At 58.6% G+C, this 26,078-nt stretch carries 24 protein-coding genes; 8 read left to right on the top strand and 16 right to left on the bottom strand.

Going from position 1 to position 26,078, the window contains the following annotated elements; all coding sequences use genetic code 11:
* Window positions 1-6: 6 nt before the first annotated feature.
* From HALAL_RS0101395 to HALAL_RS0101380, 5 genes are all read right to left on the bottom strand, one after another.
* The gene (locus tag HALAL_RS0101395; RefSeq protein ID WP_025272284.1) at window positions 7-3,474 is read right to left on the bottom strand and encodes a tetratricopeptide repeat protein; all 3,468 of its coding nucleotides are present in this window, start codon (window positions 3,472-3,474) and stop codon (window positions 7-9) included.
* Between the two features lie 68 nt (window positions 3,475-3,542).
* On the bottom strand, window positions 3,543-3,728 hold the full coding sequence (locus HALAL_RS18385; RefSeq protein WP_156937549.1) for a hypothetical protein: 186 nt from the start codon (window positions 3,726-3,728) through the stop codon (window positions 3,543-3,545).
* A 289-nt stretch (window positions 3,729-4,017) separates the two neighbouring features.
* A complete protein-coding gene (locus HALAL_RS0101390) occupies window positions 4,018-4,842 on the bottom strand; it encodes a hypothetical protein (protein ID WP_025272283.1) in 825 nt (274 codons plus the stop codon).
* A 161-nt stretch (window positions 4,843-5,003) separates the two neighbouring features.
* On the bottom strand, window positions 5,004-6,680 hold the full coding sequence (locus HALAL_RS0101385; RefSeq protein ID WP_025272282.1) for a solute symporter family protein: 1,677 nt from the start codon (window positions 6,678-6,680) through the stop codon (window positions 5,004-5,006).
* A gap of 2 nt (window positions 6,681-6,682) precedes the next feature.
* Window positions 6,683-7,033 (bottom strand): DUF485 domain-containing protein, encoded by a 351-nt coding sequence (locus HALAL_RS0101380; RefSeq protein ID WP_025272281.1) that lies wholly within the window; start codon window positions 7,031-7,033, stop codon window positions 6,683-6,685.
* A 586-nt stretch (window positions 7,034-7,619) separates the two neighbouring features.
* Between HALAL_RS0101380 and HALAL_RS17215 the strand changes: the two genes are divergently transcribed.
* On the top strand, window positions 7,620-8,012 hold the full coding sequence (locus HALAL_RS17215; protein WP_025272280.1) for a hypothetical protein: 393 nt from the start codon (window positions 7,620-7,622) through the stop codon (window positions 8,010-8,012).
* Window positions 8,013-8,288: 276 nt separating this feature from the next.
* On the opposite strand, the gene HALAL_RS0101370 is transcribed toward HALAL_RS17215, so the two are convergent.
* The 5 genes from HALAL_RS0101370 to HALAL_RS0101350 form a co-directional block, all read right to left on the bottom strand.
* A complete protein-coding gene (locus HALAL_RS0101370; protein WP_029767178.1) occupies window positions 8,289-9,803 on the bottom strand; it encodes a pectate lyase family protein in 1,515 nt (504 codons plus the stop codon).
* Window positions 9,804-10,176: 373 nt separating this feature from the next.
* Window positions 10,177-10,845, bottom strand: coding sequence for a class I SAM-dependent methyltransferase (locus tag HALAL_RS0101365; RefSeq protein WP_025272278.1), 669 nt, complete (start codon window positions 10,843-10,845; stop codon window positions 10,177-10,179).
* Complete coding sequence (locus tag HALAL_RS0101360) at window positions 10,832-11,728, bottom strand: alpha/beta fold hydrolase (RefSeq protein WP_035534295.1); 897 nt, start codon at window positions 11,726-11,728, stop codon at window positions 10,832-10,834. The genes HALAL_RS0101365 and HALAL_RS0101360 overlap by 14 nt, the downstream gene beginning before the upstream one ends.
* An 82-nt stretch (window positions 11,729-11,810) precedes the next feature.
* A complete protein-coding gene (locus HALAL_RS0101355; RefSeq protein ID WP_025272276.1) occupies window positions 11,811-12,356 on the bottom strand; it encodes a P-loop NTPase family protein in 546 nt (181 codons plus the stop codon).
* Between the two features lie 286 nt (window positions 12,357-12,642).
* Window positions 12,643-13,224, bottom strand: a complete 582-nt coding sequence (locus tag HALAL_RS0101350; protein ID WP_025272275.1) for a TetR/AcrR family transcriptional regulator — start codon at window positions 13,222-13,224, stop codon at window positions 12,643-12,645.
* Between the two features lie 142 nt (window positions 13,225-13,366).
* On the opposite strand from HALAL_RS0101350, the gene HALAL_RS0101345 reads away from it, so the two are divergent.
* Window positions 13,367-14,221, top strand: a complete 855-nt coding sequence (locus HALAL_RS0101345) for an NAD(P)H-binding protein (RefSeq protein WP_029767176.1) — start codon at window positions 13,367-13,369, stop codon at window positions 14,219-14,221.
* Between the two features lie 239 nt (window positions 14,222-14,460).
* Here HALAL_RS0101345 and HALAL_RS0101340 read toward each other — a convergent pair whose 3' ends face one another.
* From HALAL_RS0101340 to HALAL_RS0101320, 3 genes are all read right to left on the bottom strand, one after another.
* The gene (locus HALAL_RS0101340; RefSeq protein WP_025272271.1) at window positions 14,461-15,774 is read right to left on the bottom strand and encodes a hypothetical protein; all 1,314 of its coding nucleotides are present in this window, start codon (window positions 15,772-15,774) and stop codon (window positions 14,461-14,463) included.
* Between the two features lie 262 nt (window positions 15,775-16,036).
* Window positions 16,037-17,110 (bottom strand): redox-regulated ATPase YchF, encoded by a 1,074-nt coding sequence (gene ychF, locus HALAL_RS0101330; RefSeq protein ID WP_025272269.1) that lies wholly within the window; start codon window positions 17,108-17,110, stop codon window positions 16,037-16,039.
* Between the two features lie 443 nt (window positions 17,111-17,553).
* Entirely contained in the window at window positions 17,554-18,069 is a 516-nt protein-coding gene (locus HALAL_RS0101320) for a DUF2199 domain-containing protein (protein WP_025272268.1), read from the bottom strand.
* Between the two features lie 282 nt (window positions 18,070-18,351).
* Between HALAL_RS0101320 and HALAL_RS0101315 the strand changes: the two genes are divergently transcribed.
* Window positions 18,352-19,581, top strand: a complete 1,230-nt coding sequence (locus HALAL_RS0101315; RefSeq protein WP_025272267.1) for a hypothetical protein — start codon at window positions 18,352-18,354, stop codon at window positions 19,579-19,581.
* Here the strand turns inward: HALAL_RS0101315 and HALAL_RS0101310 are convergent.
* The 3 genes from HALAL_RS0101310 to HALAL_RS0101300 form a co-directional block, all read right to left on the bottom strand.
* On the bottom strand, window positions 19,526-20,767 hold the full coding sequence (locus tag HALAL_RS0101310; protein WP_025272266.1) for a hypothetical protein: 1,242 nt from the start codon (window positions 20,765-20,767) through the stop codon (window positions 19,526-19,528). The genes HALAL_RS0101315 and HALAL_RS0101310 overlap by 56 nt on opposite strands.
* A 112-nt stretch (window positions 20,768-20,879) precedes the next feature.
* A complete protein-coding gene (locus HALAL_RS0101305; RefSeq protein WP_025272265.1) occupies window positions 20,880-21,287 on the bottom strand; it encodes a YbaB/EbfC family nucleoid-associated protein in 408 nt (135 codons plus the stop codon).
* A gap of 17 nt (window positions 21,288-21,304) precedes the next feature.
* Window positions 21,305-21,586, bottom strand: coding sequence for a YbaB/EbfC family nucleoid-associated protein (locus HALAL_RS0101300; RefSeq protein ID WP_025272264.1), 282 nt, complete (start codon window positions 21,584-21,586; stop codon window positions 21,305-21,307).
* A 601-nt stretch (window positions 21,587-22,187) separates the two neighbouring features.
* Here HALAL_RS0101300 and HALAL_RS0101295 point away from each other — a divergent pair.
* The 5 genes from HALAL_RS0101295 (at window position 22,188) to HALAL_RS0101275 (ending at window position 26,077) form a co-directional block, all read left to right on the top strand.
* Window positions 22,188-22,508 carry a WXG100 family type VII secretion target gene (locus HALAL_RS0101295; protein ID WP_025272263.1) on the top strand — a complete coding sequence of 107 codons (321 nt, stop codon included), beginning with the start codon at window positions 22,188-22,190 and terminating at the stop codon, window positions 22,506-22,508.
* Window positions 22,509-22,515: 7 nt separating this feature from the next.
* A complete protein-coding gene (locus HALAL_RS0101290; protein WP_025272262.1) occupies window positions 22,516-23,997 on the top strand; it encodes a hypothetical protein in 1,482 nt (493 codons plus the stop codon).
* A gap of 56 nt (window positions 23,998-24,053) precedes the next feature.
* Window positions 24,054-24,368 (top strand): YbaB/EbfC family nucleoid-associated protein, encoded by a 315-nt coding sequence (locus tag HALAL_RS0101285; RefSeq protein WP_025272261.1) that lies wholly within the window; start codon window positions 24,054-24,056, stop codon window positions 24,366-24,368.
* A 19-nt stretch (window positions 24,369-24,387) separates the two neighbouring features.
* Window positions 24,388-24,771, top strand: coding sequence for a YbaB/EbfC family nucleoid-associated protein (locus tag HALAL_RS0101280; RefSeq protein ID WP_025272260.1), 384 nt, complete (start codon window positions 24,388-24,390; stop codon window positions 24,769-24,771).
* A 139-nt stretch (window positions 24,772-24,910) separates the two neighbouring features.
* Window positions 24,911-26,077, top strand: coding sequence for an SPFH domain-containing protein (locus HALAL_RS0101275; protein WP_025272259.1), 1,167 nt, complete (start codon window positions 24,911-24,913; stop codon window positions 26,075-26,077).
* Window position 26,078 lies beyond the last annotated feature (1 nt).

The following is a 26,078-nucleotide window of genomic DNA, read 5'->3' as shown; positions in this document are numbered from 1 at the left end:
ACGATTCTATCGATCTGAATCATGTCTAACGATGCGTACGCATATTTCATGAAGTCGTTTTTGGTAGCGCCACGCTTGAATTGGTTTTCGTAGCTCGGTAAGTACGTCCGACAGCAAATACAGACTGTATGACAGCTCTCGAAGATAAATTGGATTACTTTGCGCCAATTTCTCACGAATCTTGACCGCTCGTTTCAGGTATGGAACCGCCTTCCTACGGTCATCTTGCATTTTGAATTCAATTCCCATATTGTGCAGGCTCTTTGCGGTCTCGACTTGATAGAATGGGATTATCTTCGATACACCTTTGTAGAGTTGAAGAGTTCGTTTGAGGTGATTAATCGCTTCGTCTCCTCGTTCTAGTTCTCCCAGGGCCGCAGCGATATTGTTCAGGCTTTTGGCCTGAAGCGGTATAAAAGCAAAGTCGTTTTGAGCTACATTAGAACTCACTTGTTCTGCCTGTCGGTAATACGACAATGCCTCTTCATACCGTCCCATTGTATATACGGTATTGCCAATATCAATAAGTAGGTGAGCTCGTTCAGGGGAGTATGTGGGGCTACTCCGTTCCAGCCAATCACTCAGCTCCAGTGCTCGTTGTTGATGTGCAAGGGCTTCGCCATGCCGCCCTAGATCGGAAAGTGCTGTTCCCAAGGTGCTCAAGCTGGTAATGAGTTTATCCAAATGCTGGTCGCGGTCCGGATAGTGTGGTGCGATGTTGTACACCAGTCCTTCACGAATCTGCACTGATTCTTCAAGATAAGGCAGCGCTTCGTCACTGCGCTTCATGTAGCAAAGCACGAGTCCAAGATTCCTTAGATTCATTGCCAAAGTGATGAGCACGTCCGAAGAGGACATATCCAAGTTCCGAGACATCTTTACAGCCTGTAGCAAGTATTCGAGAGCTTCGTCATCCCGCTCCAGATCGTGCAGGCTCGACCCTATACTTCCCAGAATCGCGGCAAGGTTGGGATGGTGGTCAACAGAGCTGGACTCGGTCAGTCTTTCAATTATGACCAAAGCGTATTCGAAATAGATAAGTGCATCACTGTATCGTCTCAATTCAGAAAGGCCGATTCCCAGGTTGTGGTAGGTCAAGGCTGTTTCCGAAGTCCATGTGAAAAATGCATTGGTACATTCCATGAGAGTTTTTGCCATTTCCGAACGTTTCATGCGATGGAGCGGCGGGGCCGCCTCCCTGATTTGGCCTACGGTTCTCGGCGTGAAGCCAAGCGGGGTTCTACGGCGCAGCTTTAGGGTTTGGATCAAGACGCTTAGCTCGGTAACTTGCCGGTTCGGTGAATGTGATGGCCAGATATCGGCGTCGAGTCGCGCGGCGGCGTCCAATACCTCCGGGACGTTGTCGTATCGACGAAGGGAAAGTGCTATTAGATTAGAGGTGGCTCGGTCCTCCGAATGTGTAGCTCGGGATACGGCGATGTGAACCAACTTTTCCAATTGAGTCGCGAGAATCTGTGGCGCCGAAGCGTCAAGTGATTCGTCGTCCTCTGTCGGTTGGAGTAGAAATCGTTCGACGACGTTGTCAAGGGCCTTGCTGGTGTCGGGGTAATGATCGGATATCAGGGCGGTCAGATGGAGCATTCGATCGTGGTGCTGGGCAAGGAGGTTATGGTCGTGAAGGCGGGTGGAAATCTCATCGAGGTCGGATTTACCGATCTTGGTCACGAGGTATTCCGAAATCAGATCCGGTTCCAAGGCCGCGATCGTAGGGACACTCTGACCGTCATCGTCAATACGATCGGGGCCCGGATATAGATCATGGATCGCCTTGGCCGCTTCACGGCGGTCGGCCGCAGTTGTCCCGTCATCGGACCACAGTGGCGAGGCGGTCAGAAGGTCCTCCAATTCCTGGCACGTAGGGGTGGTGAAGTTGGCGATGCAAATCGCGTGTAGAGTGTCGTCGCTTTCGGCCGGAGGTTGATCGGTGAGGGACAGTGCCGCGTATTCGTTCCACCGCAGACGGCGTTCGCGGTTGAGGAGATGTTCCAACAGTTGGTTCTGGACCGGTGAGTCTCCTTGTGGATTATTGTTCTCGGGATGGCCGGGGAGGGGTTCGCCGCTGGCGACCAAGAGGGCCGCAATGTGAATCATAAGTGGCGAGTCGATGTCGGCCTTCGATACGAATTCAAGGAGAAGTTCCAGGTCGTCTGAGTTCGCATAGGGCTCATTGCGAAATGATAGGTAGGCTGTTTCGGCGTGCCTGGAGCGTTGTATGGGGCCAAAGTTTGAATCATCGATGTGGATGTGGAGGTCGAGTTTCAGGCCGCTGCGTTTCAGTTCGCTGAGAAGCCCGTCGGTTTGATCGTCGATTCGAGTCAGCCACGGTCCAGTATTGCGGTTGATCAGTACGATGCGAATTTTGGGGCAGGCATTTCCTTCCTGGTCGAGGTGGGTGATCCAGTGGGAAATGTAGTCGCGAACGATGTGCCGTTCGCTGTAGTCGAATACCAATAGGGTCGGGCGGTCGGGTAGGAAGTTGTTCCAAGGGAGATTGGGGGCTGTTCGGGCAAAGCCGGCTTGCCACGGGGTACCAGTGTCCTGTAGAAGAGTGGAGCACAGTTCGGCGGCCAGGCGGGTTTTACCTGAACCAGCGTGACCTGTGATGACGGTGACTGAGCATTGGTCCTCGTCACTGCGGCACCATTCCAGGAGGCGTTCTAGGTGCGAGTGGTGCGCTTCGCCTACAAAATCGACTTGGCCGAATCGTGCCTTCAACCGTCTGATGTCGTTCATCCGGCCCCACTGGGTAATATAGGCCGGTTCGATCAGTTGGTCGGGCGGTTCGACTGCGCGGGTCGGGATTGCTTGCAAGACTTGTGGTGAGATTGTTGAGTCGTTCTGGAGTGCCGCGCTGATGGAGGAGGCGGAGACGAGATCCCAGCGATTGCGCCACCCTGATCTTTTTTGTGACACGAGACCAAGTAGGCGGCCGTTGTCGTTGAACAGCGACATACCGGAAACGCCTCGCCACGTTCGGTCGTCATCGACTTGGCCGGGGGCGAAGCGGAAAACCAGGCGATTGCGTTCTACACCTTCCCCGGGCAGGATCGTTCCGTTCAAGTGGGTGAGGTGAAAACCCGTGGCGGTGAGGTCGTCGGGGTCGCGATTGGTTGTGGGGTAACCGAACCCCGTTGCGTTGAGTTCGGTCGTGAATCCCTGTATCGAACCCCAAGCCAGGTGGGTCTGTACGGGTTCCTCCAAGTCAGGTACCTCCAGAACTGCTACGTCCAACTCGTCTGACTCGGCGGGCGTCCACGATAGGTGAGCCGGGAGCGGTTGTTGCCGGTTGTTGCCGGTTCGGACTGTGAGGTCGACTGCGTCGACGATGTCATGCGCGCATGTCAAAACCAAGCCGGGGGCAATGATGAACCCGGTGAGGCTGTGTCGGGTGCGGCCGTCTGAGGCGATGATGTGGACTGTACGTTGCTGGTGGGGGGAGAGTGAAGTATTCATTGCCGTTCTATTTCATTCAAGTCGGTGGACAGTTCGGTTCTGCGACTGTATAGCCGTTGGTGTTGTGCTCAGAGTGCGCACCAGGCTGCAGCGACGTGTTCCGGTACGATTGTGGATTCGCCTTCGTGGCATGCGGTGAAACTCAAAGGTTCGCCGAACAGGCGACGGCGACCCTTGGGATCTCTAGCGTTCAGAGCGGCTTTCTGTTCGCTGCTATGGGATGCGGTGGGGTGGTTGGCTGAAATTCGATCCATGCCAATAGTTTATCGTTTCGTTACCAATATGGCGGTCTGCGATACGGCGAAGACTTTAACAATGGAGAGGTGATGGCGCCGATTGGAATCCCTGGAAGAGGTGCAATTGTAGGAAATTGCGAGCTTGATTAGCTGAGCTTGACAGCATCACCAATATTTGAGTGTCGTATATTTGACCAATGCGCGGAACGAACGACCGCTTGCGTTGCTCCGGCTGCGACGATTTGATTCCGCCCACCGCCCCAGGGGCGGATTCATGAAGATTCCTCACGTGTCATGAGGTAGAGATTTAACCGTCTGTCGTGACACGGATGTGGCGCAAGGTCGACTGAAGAAACTCGAATACCGGCGGGTCTTGTTCGGGAGTGACGACGGTATAGGAACATGTGACGATGTCATCCGATCCGAGGTCGATATAGAGCTCTCCGTAATAACTGAAGTGTTCAAAGTCGATCAATGCCGCTTCGGGCCCTTCACGCAGCTTTTCTCGGTCGGTGGATTTCTGCCATTCCACAGTGTACTCGTAGGTGACAGCGTCAAACCCATCGATGGTGTATGCGTTCGCTTCGGGTTCGGAGAGTATGGTTCCGTCCAGGTAATCGAGGGTCGCATCGATTGATAGTGCGGTGTGATCCCACCATTGTTCAAAGTCCATTGGGTCGTAGGGTTGTTTAATTGCGTCGTCTTCGCAAAAGATCGATCCGGACGTTGTAGATGCATCAATCATGTTCGTGCCGCCCTTGCCGGAGTAGGTCAATATATCGGAGCCGTTTGACGGTTGGGAGCGCCAGTTTCGTCCTGATACGAGTGGCATCCAGAGCGATGCGTCGGCAACCTCGACCGCGTGCCATTCGCCTCCTACTTCCTGCGGGTCGAATTCGGCGAAATCTGCAGTGAGGTCGATGGGTTCCTCTCCTGTGTCGAGGGAGTCATCAGAGTCTGTGTCAGCATAGGCTGCGAAAAGCGTTCCGGAGACTGTGAGAACGATTCCGGTGACGGCGGCGATAGCGGTGTCACGACGTCGACGGAGTCGTGCATGCAATTCGCGCTGGTGGGATTTCTGGTGTGGTGGAAGGGTTTCGTAGGTGGGGTCGCCGGTTTCGGTGTCGCTCATGACTTCATTATGGGGAAACCGGCAAATCATGTCTATGCCGTCAATCCGAAGGTTTCCGGTCGCCAAGGTGGAAGGTCCGTGGCGACCGGAAACGTCGGAACCCCGTTACGAGTCATTGGACTCGAATTGTGAGCGCTCAACGGGGTTCGGTCCAATCGAGGCTATTCCTTCTCCGTTCCGGCGGCCCCGGCCCCGGTGAACGCCCGTACCTGCAATACCGCGAAACGGTCGGGGTCCGATTCCTTGGACATCAATGTTCCGAGTACCGCGAAGAGGAATCCGGCCGGTACGGAGAACAAGGCGGGGTTGGTGATGGGGAACCAGGCAAAGTCGACCCCGTCGCCGAAGAGCGAGCTTGGCGTTCCCGACACGGTGGAGGAGAAGAACACCAGGACGACAGCCGACAGCAGCCCGCCGTAGATGCCCCACGTCGCTCCCGAGGTGTTGAAGCGTTTCCAGAAGATAGACAACAGCAAGGTCGGCAGATTGGCCGATGCCGCGATGGCGAATGCCAAGGCCACCAGGAATGCGACGTTCAGGTTTTGAGCGAAGATCGCCAGAACGATGGCGACGGCTCCGACGCCGAACGCCGCGACACGGGCGAAGCGGACTTCTTGGCCTTCGGTGGCCTGTCCGCGCTTGAGCACGCTGTTGTAGAAGTCGTGCGCCAGCGAGGACGACGACGCGATGGTCAATCCCGCCACCGTCGACAGGATGGCGGCGAAAGCCGCCGCTGCGATGATGGCCAGCAGTATCGCTCCGAACGTACCGCCCATCATGTCGGTGCCGACCGCTTCGGCCAATTGCGGAGCCGCGGTGTTACCGGCGGAGTTCTCCGCGCGGATGGCCTCGCTTCCCACGATGGCGGCCGCTCCGAAACCGAGGATCAAGGTGATCAGGTAGAAGGAACCGATGATCCCGATACCCCAGTTCACCGATTTACGTGCCGCCTTGGCGTCCGGCACGGTGTAGAAGCGGATGAGGATGTGCGGCAGCCCTGCGGTACCGAGAACCAGAGCCAGACCGAGTGACAGCAGATCGAGTTTGTTCCACATCGTCTGGACGGCGTCACCGGCGACTTCGGTTCCGTAACGCAGTCCCGGTTCCAGGAACGCCGAACCGTGTCCGGAGGCCGCTGAGGCGTCCCCGAGCAGGTTGTTGAAGTTGAAACCGTAGTGGACCATCACCAGGAGGGCCAGCAGGATCGCGCCGCCCATCAAGACACCGGCCTTGACGATCTGCACCCACGTGGTTCCCTTCATGCCTCCGAACGTCACGTACACCACCATGAGCAGTCCGACGACCACGATGGCGACATTGGCGGCGGTGTCGCCGTCCATGCCCAGGAAGGTCTGGTCGTCACGCAACCCCAATAGGAGCGCGATGAGAGCTCCCGCGCCCACCATCTGTGCGAGTAGGTAGAACACGCTGACACCGAGAGTCGAGACCGCTGCGGCGGTGCGGACGGGACGTTGCCGCATGCGGTAGGAGACGACGTCGGCCATGGTGAAGCGACCGGAATTGCGCAGCAGCTCGGCCACGGCCAGCAACGCGATCAGCCAAGCCACCAGGAATCCGATGGAGTAGAGGAACCCGTCGTATCCGAACAGCGCGATGGTCCCGGCGATGCCGAGGAAGGAGGCGGCGGACATGTAATCCGAGCCGATGGCCATCCCGTTCTGCCACGGTTTGAATTGGCGACCGCCGGAGTGGAAGTCGGTGGCGGTCTTGGTTTGGCGTCCGGCCCATACGGTAATGACCAGAGTCGCCGAGACCATAAGTAGGAATAGGACGACCGTCAGGCCGCGTCCGGTCGATTCTTGGGCAAGCTCGGTCATGACTACTCCTCGTTGACGATCTGACGACGCAGGTGTGCGCTTTGGGGGTCGAAGTTCTTGGCGCAGTAACGCGAATAAGCCCAGGCGATAACGAAGGTGGAGATGAACTGTGCCAGGCCGAACAGGAACGCGATATTGATGTGGCCCACGACGACCGTTGACATGAAGCCACGTGCGTAGGCCGACAGGATGACGTAGAGGAAGTACCACGCTAGGAAGGCCACGGTCGCGGGTACGACGAACCTGTACAGCCGTCGCTTCAGATCGGTGAATTCGGCCGTGCTGTGGAGGCGAACGTAGGGGTCGGAATCCTCGAGATCGGAATGGTTGTGGTCTGTGACTGGAGTGGACACGATTCCTCCTTTGGATGGGCACCAAGACCATTGCTATGTGTCCCCTTGTCGATACGTGATCCGTCGAACAGGGGCGTAGATGAAACGTACGCCGTCATGCCCTTGAGTGGAATGACCTCGCCGGGGAGTGTCGGTGAGTGGGAGCGATAGGCGATGGCCGGTCGACGAACGGGAGACGAACGGTCGATGGGGGAGTGACGTAGTACTCATACTTTCGTATGAGTGAAGATCATTCTTCTAGTCAGGAATCTCGGTAGATGGGAGATGAATGGTGAATGAATCGGCCCTACTGAGGGGAAACGGGGAGTTTGTCGGAAATGCCCCCCTAGACATTGAGTCAAGAACGCGACAGAATCGAGACTGAAAGATAAAGAAACGGCGACGGAAACGCAACGATTACAATACGTGACCGTAACTCGTATTCGCTGTCTTTATCGTGAGCCCGTCAATCGTCCGCGGCCATAGGACGTTGAAACCGGAATGGGACTGGAATATTCAAGTGCGGCGTGACCTATTCTGCGCTGGAACGATTTCAGAAACCGACCCGGTGGCTGATTGCCCAACCACCGCACATTATGAGGGACGCATGGAATCAACGCAGGGAGGCGACACAGTGGTTCTCGAAGGACTACAAGACATGCCGAATTGGGAACACCATGACGGACATATAACGCGAGCCCTCGAATTGGACGACTCCCAACATGCCCAGTTGGTGGAACAGATCCGTATCGTAGCCGACACCTTCGGCCTCAACCCCACTCTCGACCGCCGCAACGGTCTGACCCACGTCTCCCTCTGCGCCGACCAGCCCGACGGCGACAGCCTCATCACCTTCGCCGGACGCATCGAAAGCGCCTACATCGCCGTTGTGGGCGATGAAATCGCCCGCGCCCGTCAGCCACGCCCGCATTGGTGGGCACGGTTGAAGGTTCAATTGAACGGTAAAAAGCGAGCGGCGCGAACCGGCGCGAGCGGTTAACGGCGGGAACGGTACGTCTGATCGCGTGCCGCGATGGAACGAGGAATTCCCCTTCCGTTCAAAACGCTCGACGCCGGAGCACGAACGCGTGTGCATCTCTCGACGAGCCCCCGACGTAAGCATTCATATACGCGTGAGGGGTCGCCACGAATCACCTGTCGCTGGCGGCCCCCTCACACGTATCTACACCTGTGTAGGTGCTGGTTCGGCCTTGGACGCGTAGCAGCGCACCGTCATGGATGCGCTGCGGACAGTCGTCGATGGAGACCGACCTTACTATTCGGAGAAGGTTTCGAATTCTGCGATTTGAGGTGTTCCATTTGAGGTTGTGATGACGAAGTTGATTTTGGTTAGTGTAGTCGCGGGGACGTTGATGGGCCCCGCTCCGGTTCCGACGGCTAGGATGTCGCCATTGTCGTGATTGACTACCTGCCACGATTCGATGGTGCCTTCGGTATTCGGAGTTTCGCGGATGTTGATTGTGGTGACGGTCGTGTCTGTATCCCATTTGATGGAGATGCGCCCGGTTGAGCTGGTTGGTGACCAGTAGGTGTCCATGTCGCCGTCGCGAACATTGCGGAAACTGGTCCCGCTGGCCTTGGTGGATCCGTCGGAGCCCGCCCCGATGCTGAGATTGTCACCATTCGGAGGGACCGTCGGGTCAGTCGTCGGTTCGGGGCTCGAGTCCTGTGGCGCGCAGGACCCGTTTGATACCTGTAGCCCGGTGTTGGCACCCGCAGTCCCGGCGACGATGTCAGGCACGCAGTTCGCCTCGTCGAGCTCGAATTCGTAGGGGATGTCCACCGAGGTGGTCGACGTCGGGTTCGGGCCGGCCGGGTGGTTGTCACTATCGTCGCTGGACCACGTGACGTTGTCGTAGATATTGTCATTGACCTCCCAGTACCCGAGGTGGTCGGTGTAGAAAGTGCCCAGGACGTCCCTTGAATCCTGGAAGTAGTTGTGGTCCACCTGGATCTCTGCATCAACGCGCGAATTGATGCCGGATTTCGTCAAGCCCACGTAGTGGTTGTTGTACGAGTGCGCCGTACCGGCACGCAGCAGGGGAGTGCGGGAGTCGATGTTCTCGTACCGGTTGTGGTGGAACGTCGTGAAACCGTTGGTGGTATCGCTGTTACTGGAGCCAATCAGGCCGCCGCGACCCGAGTTACGCAGGATACTGTAGGAGAGCGTCACGTACTGAGTGTTGTTCTTTAGATCAAACAGGCCGTCGTAGCCGGCCGACTCGCCGCCTGAGGCCTCGAGAGTGGCATGGTCGACCCACACGTTGCGGACGTTGCTCTCCATCCCAATGGCATCGCCACCGTTGGAGGTGGGGGAACCTGACTTCTTGACGTTCCGAACGTGGACGTTCTGAATGATGATGTTGCTGGAGTCTCGAAGATGAATCCCCAACTCGTCGAAGAGAGCACCGTCGCCGACTCCGACGAGCGTGACATTGCTGATTTCCTTCAACTCGATTTTGTCGTCGGCGGTGTTGCAGCTGTCCCCGGACACCTTGCTGGTGTTGCCGTGGTTGATGGTGCCTTCCACTTCGATCACGATTGGAGTATCGCTGCTGGCGCGGTCGCACAGTGCGGCGTGGATCTCGGTGCCCGTGCTGGCGCTCACGGTCTGGCCGTCCGCTCCACCGGTGGTTCCGCCGTTCTGAGCGGCGAATCCTTCCGGACCGCCCGTTTCCGCATGTGCGGATGTCAGGGCCACGCCGCCAATCCCGGCTATCAGGGCCACCGTGGCCCCCACGCCGACCAGACGTTTAGCTATAGGTCTCATTGTGTCTCTCCTTTGTCGTCAGACGGGGGTGCACTGTGACGTGTCGGAATGAGAGGAAACGTTAGGCAGGGAGGGGCGGTGAATGGGGATATCTATGCGCAGGGGTGCGAGGAATCGACTGTGGTGTAACAACAATGCCCTGCCCATAACGCCCGCCATTGGGCGGCTCCGAGGTTTTTAGTGTCTCATGTGTCGCGAGATGCCGATAGGTCGATGTCGTGTGAATTGGTTCGCTCGTTGGAAGAGCGCGGACCAACGCCTGGGCCGTGGTCTATTCGGCCCCACCATTGTGGGTGGGTCAGATGCGTTGTCGTGTCGTCGCATAGTCGACCATTGCGGCGGTCAAACATTGCATCAGGATTGGAGGGTGAGTTTACCCGCGCTTTCGGGCGACGATGATCGCGCCCGGGACAACGTCGTCGGGTCGGAAGACCGACGTGGACTCGATGCGGAAGCCAGCGTCGTGCAGCCGGTTCGACATCGTACTCGGCTGTCGGAGGTGAGTGTCGATGTTGATCGGCTGCTTCGTGTATCCGGTAGCGGCGTGTTCGATCCCGTCGCCGACATGGAATCCGACCAGGACAAGGCCCTCAGGTCGCAGGACGCGATGAAGCTCGGCGATCACCCCCGACATGGCGTAGTCGGGAATGTGGATCGTCGACCAGAACGCGACGATACCGGCAGCGGAGTGAGCATCCATGTCGAGATTCGTCATCGACCCCACTTCGAACCGCAGGTCCGGGTGGTCTCGCTGTGCGATCGCAACCAGCTTGGGAGAGAGGTCGATTCCGAACGCCTCGATACCCGAATCATGAAGATAACGCGTGGCGTAGCCGGTACCACAACCGACGTCGGCCACCGGTCCACCGCCGGCACACCGAATAAGTTCGGCGAATACGTCGAGTTGCGCTCGCAGGTGCGGAAACGTCTCAAGGATCCCTTGGACTTTTTCGGCGTAACCGACGGCGTCGGTGTCGTATGACGTTCGGGTGTCCGCGAGCCAGCTGGACGCGTCGCGCGCCGCAGGATCATGATGCGTCATTGTTGCCTCGGGTTCCCGACGCGGCGTGCCCACGAACATGGTCGACGATCGCGGGCATGATGATGTCCCACAGCTGTGGCGGTGGCACCTCGTGCCCCATTCCGTCGCTACGCAGGAGAGCGGCGTTCGGAATCATTTGGGCGAGAGCCGCGCCGTGGGGTAGAGGAAACAGCGGGTCTGTGGCGCTGTGGATGACGAGCGTCGGTACGGTGATCGAGGACGGATTGATCTCAAGGTCGGCGGCCATGAGGAAGTGGTTCGTCAGTGCCGATTCCATGTTTCGACTGCGGTCGACCTCCACGGTGGCGATCGCGCGGAAACGTTCGTCGTCAAAACCGAGCGAGCCTGTATACGGACGTTCGGCCTCCACACGGTAGTCGATGACGGCCCCGGTGTCGGTCCAGTCTTTCATCTCTGGGACGGCGTTCTCCGCTGCGGCAAGGGTTGCGTCCGGTGGAGGTAGGTCTCCGGTTTCTCCTCCGGCCGGCGACGTCTCGATCAGCGTGAGGGTCCGTACCCGGTGTTCCGCGTGGACGCCGAGGTACTGCGCGATTCCTCCGCCCATTGACAGGCCGACAAGGTGGGCCGCGTCAATATTGAGCGCATCGAGGATCCGTACTGGGTCGGTCGCCAAGTCAACGCCCGTATAGTTCGGGCGGTCCGGTGGGCTTGTCGTTGACTGTCCCGTATCTCGCTGGTCATACCTGATGACGTACAGGCCTTCTGCTGCGAGCGTCTCGCAGAAATCCGTAGCCCACCAGTCCTGCGACTGCGTAGCACCGGCGATAAGCAATACCGGTGGGGCGCTCCGGTCGCCGAACTCGTCGACCGCCAAGGAGACTTGATCGAAATCCAAGATCGTCACCTCCTCAGCCTCTCCCATCGACGGTGTCTCGTCAACGAATCCAGGGAAGTTGGTGAAAGCGGTGCTTCTCGACCTCATACGACGTGTGCAGCACTCTCTGTCAGACGTAGCCTTTCGCGAGTGAAGTTACGAAGCGATCCACGTCCTTGGGTGTTCGCAGCCGATGGAAGGTAAGGCCCGCGTTCTGCGGATCGGTCATGGCCGCTTCATACCGTTCCTGATTTCGCGCGTATGACGCCCAAACCCACCCCAGGAACGATTGTTCTCCGCGCCAGATCTTGAGGCCGTCCCAACTCTCGCGATTGCCGTTCCACAGTTCCTGTCCGGTCGCGACCCGGCGCACCGTACGACTGAGACAGCGCCACATCACTCGCCACCGTGGAGGATTGACCCACACGACCGTATCCGCTCGTTGCCACACGAGAGTGCCGATCTTGCTTTGGTAGTTGCCGTCAACGATCCAAGCGTCAGCGTTCGTCGCCCGGCGGACTTGGTCGCTCAACTCCTCCGGCGAGGCCGCGGACCAGTCAGGCCCCCAGTGCAGCGCGTCGAGTTCAATGTGAGGCGCGTTGAGGACATCCGACAGGCGTCGCGCCACTGTCGACTTGCCCGAACCCGAGCATCCCACGATTGAAACGCGCTTCATGTCGCTACCCTGTCCCGTCTGATGTGGCTTTGTACTGGAAGGCGATTGTACATTGAATGTGAACTCGACGGTGTTCCAGCACGGACCAACGTCTCGTCGATTCATTGTTGACCCGCAAGCGATCTCCATTTCCAGCACGATAGTCGAGCTCATCCCGCCACTCGCGGCTGACGCTGCGACGGGTGGTCAGAAGGTCGAGCCAATCCCAGGTCATACGTTGGCGCGGAACTCCACCACGACGTTTCGTAGTGGATCATCCTCTGGTCGACATCGGGATCAGGTCGACCTATGCCGATCGACAGATCCCGTCGAGAACGAATACGGTTCGGCGGTCGTAGTCGGCCCGGGACGGCCGGCCGCCATGTTCAAGCGCGAGGGCGTTATCGGTGGCAAGTGCCTGGAAATCACGCGCTGTGAACCCGTCGGCGAGGACTCCGGCGGCATGCCCCTCCGCGACTAGTTCACTGTGGAAGGCTTCTCCCGTGTGGCACAGATCCATGAGGGCCTCAGAGTCGGGAAACTGCTGTAGCAGGACCCCGTTGACTGCCGACAGCCGGTACTGGAGGTCCCGCAACGCCCCCACGTAGGCGCGAATCCGCGTACCGACATCAGGGACGGCCCGCATTCGTTCGATGACGTCCATCAATTCCTTCGCGGCGAGCTCGTCGATAACCGCGTCGATCAGGCCGATACGACCCCCGAATCTGTTGAAGATGGTCGCCTTGCTCACGCGCGCGGCCGCAGCCACATCTTCTAGCGGTGCGGAAAGGCCGCGTTCACCGAACACCGTCACTGCCGCCGTACGGATGCGGTCGATATTGCGGCGTGCATCGGCTCTCAGTATCGACGGCGTGTCTGTATCGGTCATGATCCACCTCCCAACAAACGTAACTTAACCACTCTGGTCAAGTTCATGTACCATGATAGACGACAGAAAATTGACTAGGTGAGTCAATTTAAGGATCGGGCGCGGCGCAGATCGCGATCGCCCTATACGGAAGGAAACCACCATGATCATCGTGACCGGAGCGACCGGGGTCCTCAACGGGCACACCGTCGAGCATCTCCTGCAGCGAATCCCCGCAGCACAGATCGGAGTCAGCGTCCGCGACCCGTCCCGCGCGGACCACCTCGCACGTCGCGGTGTTCGCGTGCGACGAGGAAGCTACGACGACCCCGCCGCCCTGCGCCACTCCTTTGCCGGCGCAAAACAGGTGCTCCTGATCTCATCCAGCGACATCGGGGCCGACGTCGTCGCCCAGCATAGAAGAGCGATCGACGCCGCCGTCGCCGCAGGGGCAGAAAGGATCCTCTACACCAGCACCTTTGGAGCCGGTTTCGACACCCCGTACCCGCCGTTGACGATCCACGCCGCCACGGAAGAGCACCTCGCCTCCTCCGGCGTCCCATGGACCGCCCTTCGCAACGGCTTCTACGGAGACTTGGGGCAGCTGCTCGGTCCGTGGCAGAGCACGGGAACGATCGCGAAGCCCGCCGATGGGCCGTTCCCCTGGGTGGACCGTCGCGACGCGGCCGAAGCCGCTGCTGCGGTCCTCACCGGCGACGTCGCGTTCGACGGTCCCGTCGATCTGATCCCGGCCTCACCGGTCACCCTCGCCGACTTCGCCTTGGCGGCCTCCAACCTCTCCGGCCACCACATTGAGCGCAGCACCGTCGAAGACGAAACGTGGGTCGCGGAGGAGGTCGCGACAGGCGTACCGGAACAGGCAGCGCGCTTCGCTCTATCGATGTTCCAGGCCATACGGAGCGGACACTTCGCGCACTCCGGTTCCACGCTCACCCGACTCCTCGGACGGCCGCCCCGCAACGTCACCGACCTGATCGCGGAACAGATCGGCAGGTGAAGTGAACGACCCGAGGTGTTGCCCACAGGGCGCCACGACCTTTTCAATCGGTGCCGCGGTGAGGATTCAGAGCGCAGGGGTGGTGTCCAGACGGCAGCTCCATTGGGTAGACGTTAAATTGGAGCTCGACCGCGTTCCGGCGCAAACCGACCTTACGACGAGAGCTAGGCGAGGTCGACTCATAAGATGTGATGATCATTCCTTTATGCGTGACAGTGGCGTCGAGGATATGTACCTTATCACAACCTGGACCCGTCGTTACGATCCCAATCGACGGGACCGAGCGCGGTGGCAGAGTCGATCCAATCTTCGGACGCCCCTGGCCATGTCGTGGGTGGTTCGGCACCCGCATAGCGGTACTCTCCAAAGCGCCCGGCTGCTCCGATCCCGAGCACCCAGCCGGATGGCAAGCGACGCCAGGCCCGCCACTTCTTTTTGTCGCTCGTTGTCTGAACGACGATTCCGTGCCGAGTTGGCAGGCCCCATTTCGACACGGGGTTGACCACCATGTCGGTGAGATCATCCCAGAACGTCTCTCCCCGCCGTTCGTAGCGGAGGGCTTGGGCGGTGTGAATGAATTGTAGGGCACGTTTGGTGCCGTCGAACTCTCTCCGGTCAAGTTGCGCTCCGGTTGCGTCCACCCCGGCCTGGCCTGAGAAGCCCTCCAGGTCGGCAAGCCGGTCAGCTTCGCTTGTCTCGCGTCGGGTCACGTCGTTGCGGAAGTCGCGCATCTCTGACAGCGCTCCACTGAAAGATCTTGCCCGCGCCACGTGGTTGTACCGGCCTGTTAGTTCCTTCGCCCAGCGCACAGACCCGTGCAGCCCCACGAGCACCCCCGAGCGTGCACGAAGTGGCATCTCTTTGTTCGTCCAGAGGAACCGTTTCAAAATCGTCTCCGTAGCGACATAGAACGCCACTACGTAGAGGTAGGGGAACATCGCGAACGGGAGCCACACCGAGATTGCCAATTGAGCCAATAGTTCTAGCCAGTCAAGCTCATCCCAGTTGGTGACGGTCTGAACCGTGGTCCATGCAATCAGGCCCAGTCCGATCAGCAGGAGCGGTATCGAGAAGCACCCGACTACTCGCCGCCCTTTCTCGTCGCGCTGAGCGAATGCCGTCATCACCGACAAGAGAACAACTACCGGTTGCGAGAGCAACTCGCCCCACAGCGGCAGTGATTCCATATTCAGGTAGAACAAGACGAGCGTGGACAGCGCAAGAGTTTTGCGGCGGATGTGACCGATGATGTCAACGCCGGACTTTGCCCGTATGGAGCTGAAGAGGAGCGGGAAGCCGACACCGAACAGGATGATGATGGTGTTCTTAAGCAGGTCCAGCTCCCACGCGCCGAGGAGCCATGCGAGCCAAACACACAGCGCAACCCACACGACGAATAGTCCAAGTACCCGGAGGATCGCCCATTTAAAGAAGGAGCGCGCGACAGTTCTGAACGAAGGCAGCACAACGTTGCGCCACTTGGGAAGGACCAGCGAGAGCAGGATGAGCGCCGCAATCAGGATCACGGACGCGAGTTCGCGATTATTCAGCATGTTCCACCAAGTGACTGGTCATTGCGGCGCTCACATTACCCTAACGAGGGTAGCCGACGGTGGCCGGGTCTCTGACACACATCCCGCTGACACGAACCCCAGAACCATCGAGACCCTCAAGGCCCATAAAGCCGAGTGGGAATCATTTCTTCAAAACCTCGCCTGCAAAATCGACATACGGCTCGGAATCTAGTTGTGCGGTAGCGAGTTCGAAAATCGAGTTCGATGCAACGATCGATTGCTAATCGCGTCAGCTCCGCGCCTACACATTAAACCTGAATTCAACGACGTCGCCGTCTCGCATAACGTAGTCCTTGCCTTCCATGCGGACTTTCCCGGCGGACTTGGCCTCCTGCATGGAACCGGCCGCGATCAAATCGTCGTAGGAGACGATTTCGGCCTTGATGAACCCGCGTTCAAAGTCCGTGTGAATCGCCCCGGCCGCTTGTGGCGCGGTGTCGCCTTGACGGATCGTCCAGGCCCGAGCCTCCTTGGGGCCGGCGGTGAGGTAGGTCTGCAGGCCGAGCGTGTCAAAACCGACCGAGGCGAGGCGCTCCAGACCCGGCTCTTCCTGACCGGTCGACGTCAAGAGCTCGCGAGCCTCTTCCTCGTCCAAGTCGATCAGTTCGGACTCGAACTTCGCGTCCAGGAACACCGCCTGTGCGGGGGCGACCATATCGCGCAACTTGGAGGTCAACGCCTCGTCGGCGACCTGATTCTCGTCGACGTTGAAGACGTAAATGAACGGTTTGGTCGTCAGAAGGTGCAGATCGTCGATGTGCTCGGACTCAAAACCGGCGGCGTACAGGGTTTTGCCGCCGTCCAGGATCTCTCGGGCCTCTTTGACGGCCGTGACCTTGGGCTGCTTGTCCTTCTTGGTCTTCGCCTCTTTCTCCAGACGCGGCAAAGCGTTATCGATCGTCTGCAGATCGGCCAGGATCAGCTCGGTATTGATCGTCTCGATGTCGTCTTCGGGGTTGATCTCGCCGTCCACGTGCGTTACGTTACCGTCGTCGAAAACCCGGACCACCTGCACAATCGCATTCGATTCGCGAATGTTGGACAGGAACTGGTTCCCCTTACCGGCCCCCTCGCTGGCGCCGCGCACCAAACCGGCGATATCGACAAAACTCACCGTCGCGGGCACGATCTTCTCAGCGTCGAACATCTCAGCCAATACCCCGAGCCGGTCATCCGGCACCGGGACGACACCCACGTTCGGCTCGATCGTGGCGAACGGGTAATTCGCCGCCAAAATATCAGCTTTGGTCAATGCATTGAATAGCGTACTTTTACCGACATTAGGTAGTCCAGCGATTCCAAGCGTAAGTTTCACCCGGTAATGGTAACCGACGACAAGGTATCCGCACAGTACGGTTGGTTGGTGGGTGACCGCTCAGCCGATCCACAGCACGTCGCCTAGCGGTGTTCTCAGAACCCCGCGTGCGAGAGCACGCGTGGAACCTGAGAATCCCACTATTCGACGCACTGTGAACCGCCTGATCTCCTCTTCAGCTCTACCGCTTCTGCGCTGCGCTGGAAGCTCGCCGGTTGAGGGTTCGTGGTAGGGCGGCTGAGCATCGTGAAAGGCACAGGCAGCTCATCGCCGCATCTACACACCGTGTGCTGGATGGACATGTGCGGCTGGAAATACGATGGCTATGCTCATCGGCGATTCAGGCAGTGTTACCGGTCTTGCGATCCGAGTGAAGGCCGACGATTCGTCGTTTGGTGTGGAGCTTGAATGCGCCCGTGTTCGCTATGGAAGTAACGGGTGGATTAACCTTCCGGTTCGTCCGCTGCGTGATGGTACGTCGACCAAATTTCCTGCACACGCTGGCGAGTGATTCCGTTTCGTTGTTCGACGGCGAGTGGATGGTCTGTCGGCTCAACCTCGATGAACGGTTTCTGACCCGGTTCTCTTGAATGGACGTTGACCTTCATATTGAGGGTGTCGATGTCGTAGAAGGGAATTCGGTTGGACAGCCAGCCGAAGTAAGGCGGCTCAGCCGTCCGGGCAGGGGTATCGTGGAGGTTTTGGGCTTTTCGAAAGTTATCTGCACTGAGTGAACTCCACGCTCCCCAGGAAAATACGTCGTTACTACCGACAATGGGTAGCTCGATGAGGCCGAGGACGAAAAAGTGCGTGCCGTCGAGGACACAGTAGTCCATGTCGAGAAAGCCGTTCGGGCTGTCGCGTGATTCTGACTGCCAATAGATCGGGGCATCGAACATGAGGGATTCGGGCTGGTTGTGTGTTTGTTCGCATGTATCACAGGTAAAGTCGAGAGTCATTCGGTGAGGGTATCAGTGCTGAAATCTGAGCAACGCTGCTTCCCAGGTGATCCGCTTGTATTGGATTCTGCCGACGTTGGTAGCACCTGAATCCAAAGTGGAATGTTGTATTGGGTATCGAGGCTGGTCCTTGTCGAATACGGCTCATGCGTGACAGCAGCGATCTGCGGGTTTCACTCGAACATGTCGTGGATCGGTATCGGGTGAGGTCGATGAGGTGTTCTTGTCGTAAGGAATTAGGGTGAGGGTTGGCTAGGACGACACCCCCGAAGGAGGAGCACGATGACCGACTGGGCTGAAAACCACGGTTCGGATATCACGCAGTACGAACATCCCGAAGCGGCAACCAGTGATCCGGCCGTCGAAGCTCTCACTCTTACCCCGTTGGCGGGCGGGTTCATCAAACACGGCATCAATAACCTCGAAGGTATCGGGGACATGGGAGCCTCCGATGTCGCCGGTGGGGTCATAGGGGCTATGGCGGGGGTCGCCGACTTCGGACTGAATGTTCAAAACATGCATGGAAACATGCAGCAGAACGACGGAAGCTTCAATCCAACCGGCATGCTGGTAGGGCTGGGCATCAGCGCCTTGCTCACCTACATTGAACCACTGGACGACTTGCTCAAGGAAGTGTCGGGGGACGCTGGAGCAATGGGCCAGCAGATCGACGATTGGGAAATGGTCCGCGTCGCACTAGAGGAACTGTCCAATGAGGTCGCTACTGAGAGTCAAAACGCCCTGCAAAATTGGGGCGGTTCGGCGGCGGAAAAATCCGCCGGACACATAGAGGACCTCTGTAAGACGATCATGGGTCTATCGAAAGGTGCCGACAGCATCCAGCAGGTGCTGGCCTGGGCTCAGGCGATGGCCAACCTCATCTACGGGGTCATCAAACAAATCATCGTTGACGTCATTACCGACCTGATCAATCAAGCGATCGCGGCGTTGGCGAGCTCAACGTTTACGTTCGGCGGCTCCATCGCGGCATTCCTGGTGAGTGCCGCCCAAGCGATCGGCCGTGCCTTGTTGAAAGCGCTGACAAAGGTGTTCACCACTAAGGAAGGCTACGGCACCATCGCGACGATCATATCCGGAACCGTCGCCGGATCGGTGCGCGACCTGTTCAACCACGGTTTCAGTTCCGGAGGTGACGAGGCGAGCAGTACCCGAGGAAGCTTGGACGTCGGCCTGGCCGCCGACCTCGAGGAGTTCACCACCGCGTCCAACGCGCTGAAGACCCAGTCGTCCAACGCCTCCAGTATTCGCGAAAAGATCGATTCGATTACCGCCGAAGACATGTCCTGGGGTATTTGCGGGTTGTTCTTTTCCGACACCTACAACGAGAACACTTCGACGTATGCCGCCGACGTCGATTTCATTTCCACCGCTCTCGACGACTCGTCAGGAAAAATGGAGCGAGTGCGCGAGAATTACGAGGAAACGGACCGGAAAATCACCAAGGACCTGCAAGCGATTCGCGACAACACGAGCTTAACCGACCCTCGCTGAACTCCACGGTCCGTTGGTCCTCGAGATGCTCGGCATGAGGACCGGACCCCTTGAAACGGCGCACCACTCGGGCCTTGACGGTCAAGGTCCGGGTGGCTCCGGCGGTTACGGTCACGCGTTTTTCTTGGGATTCGAACCCAAAGTCGGCCCTGACTGTGCAGTGGCCCGCCGGTACCTCGAGAACCCAATGGCCCCAAGCGGACAGCGGTTCACGTCCCGACACCGTGATCTGGGGTGCCGGTTCATACCGGCGAGTCTGATTCGGAGGTTCCTTGGCGAGGAAAATCTTGGGATGCGGAATCGACTCGGTAGACAGTTCTTGCCGCAACACCACGATTCCCGCCCCACGTGACGGTTGGGGATACGTCGATGTCGGCGCAGAGGTAGACGCATTCCAGACACGTGCTCCAGGTGCACCTTCGTTCCACAGAACCGGTGGCTGCGTCGTGCCGGTCCGCATCTTTTCCTCGAGCGGACCACGCCATTGGTCTCGGATCGCGTGATGTTTCTGCGTGGTGGCGGTCAATCCGACGCCGAGCACGACGAGAGGCACAGTGACCGCTACGAATCCCGTCACCTGGCCCGATACGTACCCCTGGCCGTAGAGCTGCATTATCAAAAGCACCGAGAGCACCATAATGACCAGCGATAGCACCAGCGGGATAGACGGCGCCATTGTCATCGGCCCCTTCCAGCCCGGCGAAGGGATTCCACGTTTTCCCAAGACTCCGTGTAGCGATCCATAGTGCCGCCGGTCTCCTGAACCGGTGATGAACCGCCCGGCGTATTCAAGCTCTGGGACGTCGTCGTCTTCCTTCACGTCGATGGGCCACGAACTGCAACAGTTGGATTTGGAGTCCTGCGTCTGCACTGAAACGACGGCCTTTGTCCCCACCGGCACCGGTACGTTGACAGATCCGAAACCGGCCGCGACGGGACGATCGTTGACCGCGATCACCGGAATCGGAGAGTGGACGCGGAAACGACTTCCGATGTCGAAGGTCATCGAGCGCGCTTTTCCGCGATTGGAGGTGAATACCCGCAAATCTGTGTCGGCGGACTCGGGCACGCTCGTATGCGGATGCTGCGGAGTGACCTCCACTGCGGAATCGTTGGATAGCTTCGTCATTCGCTGGTAGCGCGGCACCTTGGGGAGTGACGAGATATCCCGGTCTGTCGTGCTCATAAAACTCCAAATCTCGTGGCGATCCGAGGTGTGGGCGCATATCTGCGGTACAGCGAACGTGTATGTGCCACACCGGCCATTCGCTTCGGCCGTCGATCAGGCTCTCGCCGAATCAGTTGTGATCGCGAAGGTTCTCCCCGGCACGGTCCCGAATATCAGAGCCCATATATTGGGACACCTGCCCAACGACGTCGATGCCAGGCAGGGCCTGTTGTGCCATTTCCGCCATCTTCAACGAATACGTGGCCTGGGCTTCGTGGATGGTCGAGAGAATCAAGGGCGGCAGGTTTCCTTTCAGCCGCATCGAATCGTCTCTCAGCTCGATATTGTGGACCCGACCTTGAGCGTTCAAGGTGACGGTGACCATGCCGTTTTCGCTAACCGCAGTGGTTTCGGTATTACCCATTTCCGCTTCAACGTCTTGGATGCGGCGCAGGTCGGCTTCGGTCTTTTGTTGCAGCTCTTCCAGCCGTGCGAATACTTCTTCTGGATTGCGGCGGCCTCCAGGGGAGTTATCCATATGATTCCTTAAACCAATCAGTGTAGGTTGTTCCGGTTGGAGTTCATGAATTCCTGCGTTTTCTGGCGCAGCTGCGCATCTGCGGCGTTCGTGGCCTCATCGATGAGATTGACCAATTGATCACCGAGTTCCGCGGCTGACATTTGATAGGCACGGTGGTTCATATTCAGTTCGCGAACGGATCCACCGGGCCCGGCGACGACCTCGACCGAATGGTCCGGGGACGTCGCGGGGACGGAAATCTGTTCCGCCACCTGCTGAAATTGAGCCACTTGATCGCCGAATTCACCGTTGAACATGGGGACGAGACCAACACTCCTTCTTGACGTCGACATCACCGACCGTGAAGCGCTTGGATTCGGTCGGCTGGGTCATCGTATCGATTGATCGCCTGTTGTCGAGTCCGCGCGGGGCCGCTCGGTGAAGTATAGCGAGGATCGCTCATGTGTACGTTATCTCAGTTGCGGGTATCCGGCGATGCCTGGCCAATCGAGGTGTCGGTCAGGTTTTGCTCGGGAAACGGCATGCCGTTGTGGAACCGTAGGAAACGGAAGCTTCTGTTTCCCGAGGCCTCTCCGATTAGTGGTTTCCGGTTCTGTTTTCGCGATGGCTTGGGGTGCTAAGAAAATCCGCCATTAATTGTCGTGTTCTTGACAAAACGATACATCGTTTAACCGACAATAGCGATGAACTACCAGTTCAGAGAAGTTCTGGTGCCCAGAAAGACCGAATTATCGTAATTATACGGTTGCACCTTCTCGGTAGACTCGTGAAATGGACGGGATCACATCTCAATTCGGTCCCGACCTGCGTTGTCTTTCCCCCGGAGACAAGTAATCCAGATATTCAATGGCCTGTATCGCTCGTGATGGCACGACGCGAGGAAACCGGAGCTATAAAATGACATCATTCAATGTTGATCCCGAGCAACTGCGCCAGTCGTCGTCGGGACTTAAAGGGACTGAAGGTGAAATCGACGAATTGGCAGAATACGCCAAGGAAGCCGACCCTGATTGGTGGATATGGGGTTTGCCTGGTCTGGTTATGGCACCGCCGTACTTCATGGTCGCCGATTTCTTCCACAGCAGCATTTCGGACGCGAAAGAAGCCATCGACGGCGTTGCCGAGGGAGTGGAGAAGGCCGCCGATAAATACGAAGAGGTCGATGACGCCATTGCCAAGAAAATCAACAGCATTACCGAACACATCGACGTGAAGTAGGCGAAATATGTCAGATGCGAATTTGGATTGGAAAAACGATCGACCCACGCAAGACCCGGGCCCGTTCGAATCCGAGGCGTGGAACACCGACAACATGGGTAACGCCGCCTACGAAACCATTGACGGAGTGAAACCCGCCGTCGACGGGTACAACGCCGCCAGTGACATGGTAAGCGATGTCCAGGACATCGATGTGGAGACCCTCACCGACTGGGACAGCGTAACCGGCTTGGTGGGGGACATGAACGACAACATCTCCACCATCGCCGATTCGGCAAGCGAGTTTACCGACGTGGTCAGCGAGATCGGTGCCAACCCCGTGGAATGGCTGGCCGGTACGATCGTCGACTTTCTCATGGAGGCCTTTCAGCCACTGGAAGACCTGGTGCAAATGGTCACCGGGAACGAAGAGCGCATGCTGACCTCTGCCGACATGTGGTCGACCGTTGCCGACGGCTGTGGTCAAGTGGGTCAGTACGTCGCCGAGTCGGGCCTTAATCCGATCCAGGAGTGGGAAGGCGCGGCCGCCAGCGCCGCCAAGACGCGGATCGACGAGGCGAGCCAAGCGGTGTCCAATATGGGGTTCGTCGCCACCGGGCTCAACTATCTACTTCAGTTGATGTCCAAGGTAGCCAAGTCGTTGTACGAGACCGTCCTCGACCTCATTAAGCAAGGTGTGCAGTGGGTCCTGGAGCGGATCGTTCCCTACATCGCCGCCAGCTTCGCCACTTTTGGAGCGGCGTCGGCGGTCGCCGTGGGCGATACGATTCGTAAGGTCGCACAGCTGGTCATGACGGCGTGGGACTGGATAAAGAAGGCGATGAACATCTTCGAGCAGGCCATGCAGGCCATCGAAATCGTTCAGAGCATCATCGAGAAGGTCCGCCCGATCATCGACTTCCTCATGAACGCCAAGGCCGCCTACGACGGCGCCATGGAGGTATGGGATTCGAAGGACGACATCATCGAGGGCGTCCAGACCGTCGCCGACGGCGTCAGTGACATCGCCAGCGGCAATGTCGACGAAGGTGTCTCCGACATCCTGGGCGGAACGCGCCAGACGGCTCAAGGTGCCAACCAGGCCGCGAGCGGCGCTTCCGACTCGATTAACGCCGTCAACGACGCGACCGGTGGCGACAACGAGTATCTCAACCAGGCGGCCGATTACGCCGACAGCACCGCGGACTTCGCGGACACCGTCGACTCGCGGGCCGAATCCGCTGAAGGCGTGCAGGACGCGGTCAATGAGACGATCGACAACGCCGGCAACGTCTACGACGGAGTACAGAGCGCCATGGACGGCAACGTGCAAGAGGGAGTCAACCAGGCCATGGACGGTGCGTCCGACACTCTCAGCTCCACCAGCGACGGTCTGGAAAACGCCAACGACACGCTCGGAGGCGACAACGAGACGCTTCAGAATGCCCAAGACGGTGTGGACGGCGCTCAGGAAAGCGTGGACAACGCCAGGGAGAACATGGGCCGATAGAGGACCGTCCCCTCGTGAAACCGGGCGTGTAGCGCCCCTCGACCGACAAGTGAGCCATGATGGACCCGAAACAGCAATTTCAGCAGCAATCCCAGAAGATAGAGCAACTTGCCCACCAGATCGAAGTCGATCACAGCTCCGATGATTCGGCCGTCCGCGTCGTCATGGGCGCCGGTGGTGCCATTAAAGACCTGGAACTCAATCACCGGGCGTTTCAAGCGACCTCCGGTAATGAGCTCGGGCAGAAGATCCTCGACACGATCCGGCAGGCCGAAACACAGGCGCAAGAGCAGATGAGTGCCCGGATGTCCGAGATTCTCGGTACGGACGTCAATCCACGGGATCTCGACGGCCGTCTAGACGAGAGCTGAAACGACGGGAGACCCAGCAGTGACCGACGCGAACAATCGGCCCTCTCCGGAAGAGGCCATGCGGAAACTGGAAGAGATCCGCCAGAGCGCCGAAGACACCATTGCCGCCTTTGCAGGCTTCGAAGCCGAATTGGACAATGCCGGAGTCGAAGCCACCAGTGACGACGGAATGATCACCGTCCGACTCAACGCCGAAGGGAAGATCGATGCCATTGAGTTGGATGACGGCGCACTGCGTCGGCGTGGCGCCCTCGGTGAAATGGTCAAAAACGTCATTGAAGAGGCCAAAGCAAAGTACGCCTTGAAGGTTGCCGAGATGACTCAGCGTTTGTCGGGAACGATCGACGTCATGGGAATGGTGAACAGCCAAATCCCGTCGGACGTGCGCAATAGACTCCAGTGACGCGGTGAGTGGTGCGCTCCCGTAACCGAGGGCGCATCACTCGACACTGGACGGCTCTTGCGCTGATATCGCCGTGAGCAAGCCATTGCTACGATGAAATTTCCAGTCGGATCAAACAACGTTCTCGGAAGGACACAGTATGGGTCTGTGGGACAAGATCACCGGCGAATTCATCGACATCATTGAGTGGACCGACGACAGTCGCGACACCATTGTCTGGCGTTTTCCCCGGCATAACAACGAAATCAAGATGGGCGCCCAACTGGTCGTTCGAGAGACGCAAGTGGCGGTGTTCGTCAACGAAGGCCAGCTGGCCGACGTCTATACCCCCGGCACGTACACGCTCGAAACCCAGAACATGCCCGTGCTCTCCACACTCAAAGGATGGAAGCACGGTTTCGAGTCGCCCTTTAAAGCCGAGGTGTACTTCGTCAACACTCGGCAGTTCACCGATTTCAAGTGGGGCACCAAGAACCCCATCATGGTGCGCGACGCCGAATTCGGTCCCGTCCGCATCCGTGCGTTCGGTGCTTACTCGGTCCGCGTGATCGACCCCGCCGTCCTCCTGCGGGAAACGGTCGGAACCGACCAGCACTTCCAGACCGAAGAGATCGGTGACTTTCTGCGGGAGAAGGTCGTCGCGGCCGTCTCCCCGGCTCTCGCCCGTGCACAGATTCCCGTGCTCGACATGGCGATGCATCAGGACCAGATCGGTGACCGAATCAAGGACACCATCAGCGGCCAGCTGAACGAGTTCGGGCTCGAAGTTCCCAACTTCACCGTCTCGAACATTTCTCTGCCGCCCGAAGTCGAGGAAGCGATGGACAAGCGTTCCTCGATGGGAATCGTCGGCGACCTGAACGCCTACACCCAATTCCAGGCGGCCAACGCCGTTGAGGCGTCAGCGGAGAACGGTGGAGCCGGCGGTGACGCCATGGCGATGGGTGCGGGCTTTGGTATGGCCCAGCAGATGGCACAGGACATGGGAGGCCAGCAGGGACAGCAGTTCCAAGGACAGCAGCCTCCTCCACAGCAGCAGTATCAACAGCAGCCCCCGGCACAGGCCCAGCCCCCGGCGGCTCCTCCTCCAATCCCGGGCTCGCAGCCCGAATGGTTCGCCGCTCTCGGCGGACAGCAGGCGGGACCGTTCGACGTTCCCACCCTGCAGCAAAAGGCAGGCTCCGGCGAGTTCACCCGCGACACCCTGGTGTGGAAGAACGGAATGGCCAATTGGACGCCCGCCTCCGACGTACCCGAATTGGCCTCCGTGTTCGGGTCCGTCCCACCCCCGCTTCCTCCGCAATAAT

It is taken from the genome of Haloglycomyces albus DSM 45210, assembly GCF_000527155.1.
GTDB classification, from domain to species: Bacteria; Actinomycetota; Actinomycetes; order Mycobacteriales; family Micromonosporaceae; genus Haloglycomyces; species Haloglycomyces albus.
The sequence above is the reverse complement of the archived record's forward strand: the minus strand, read 5'-3'. Positions and strand labels throughout refer to the sequence as shown.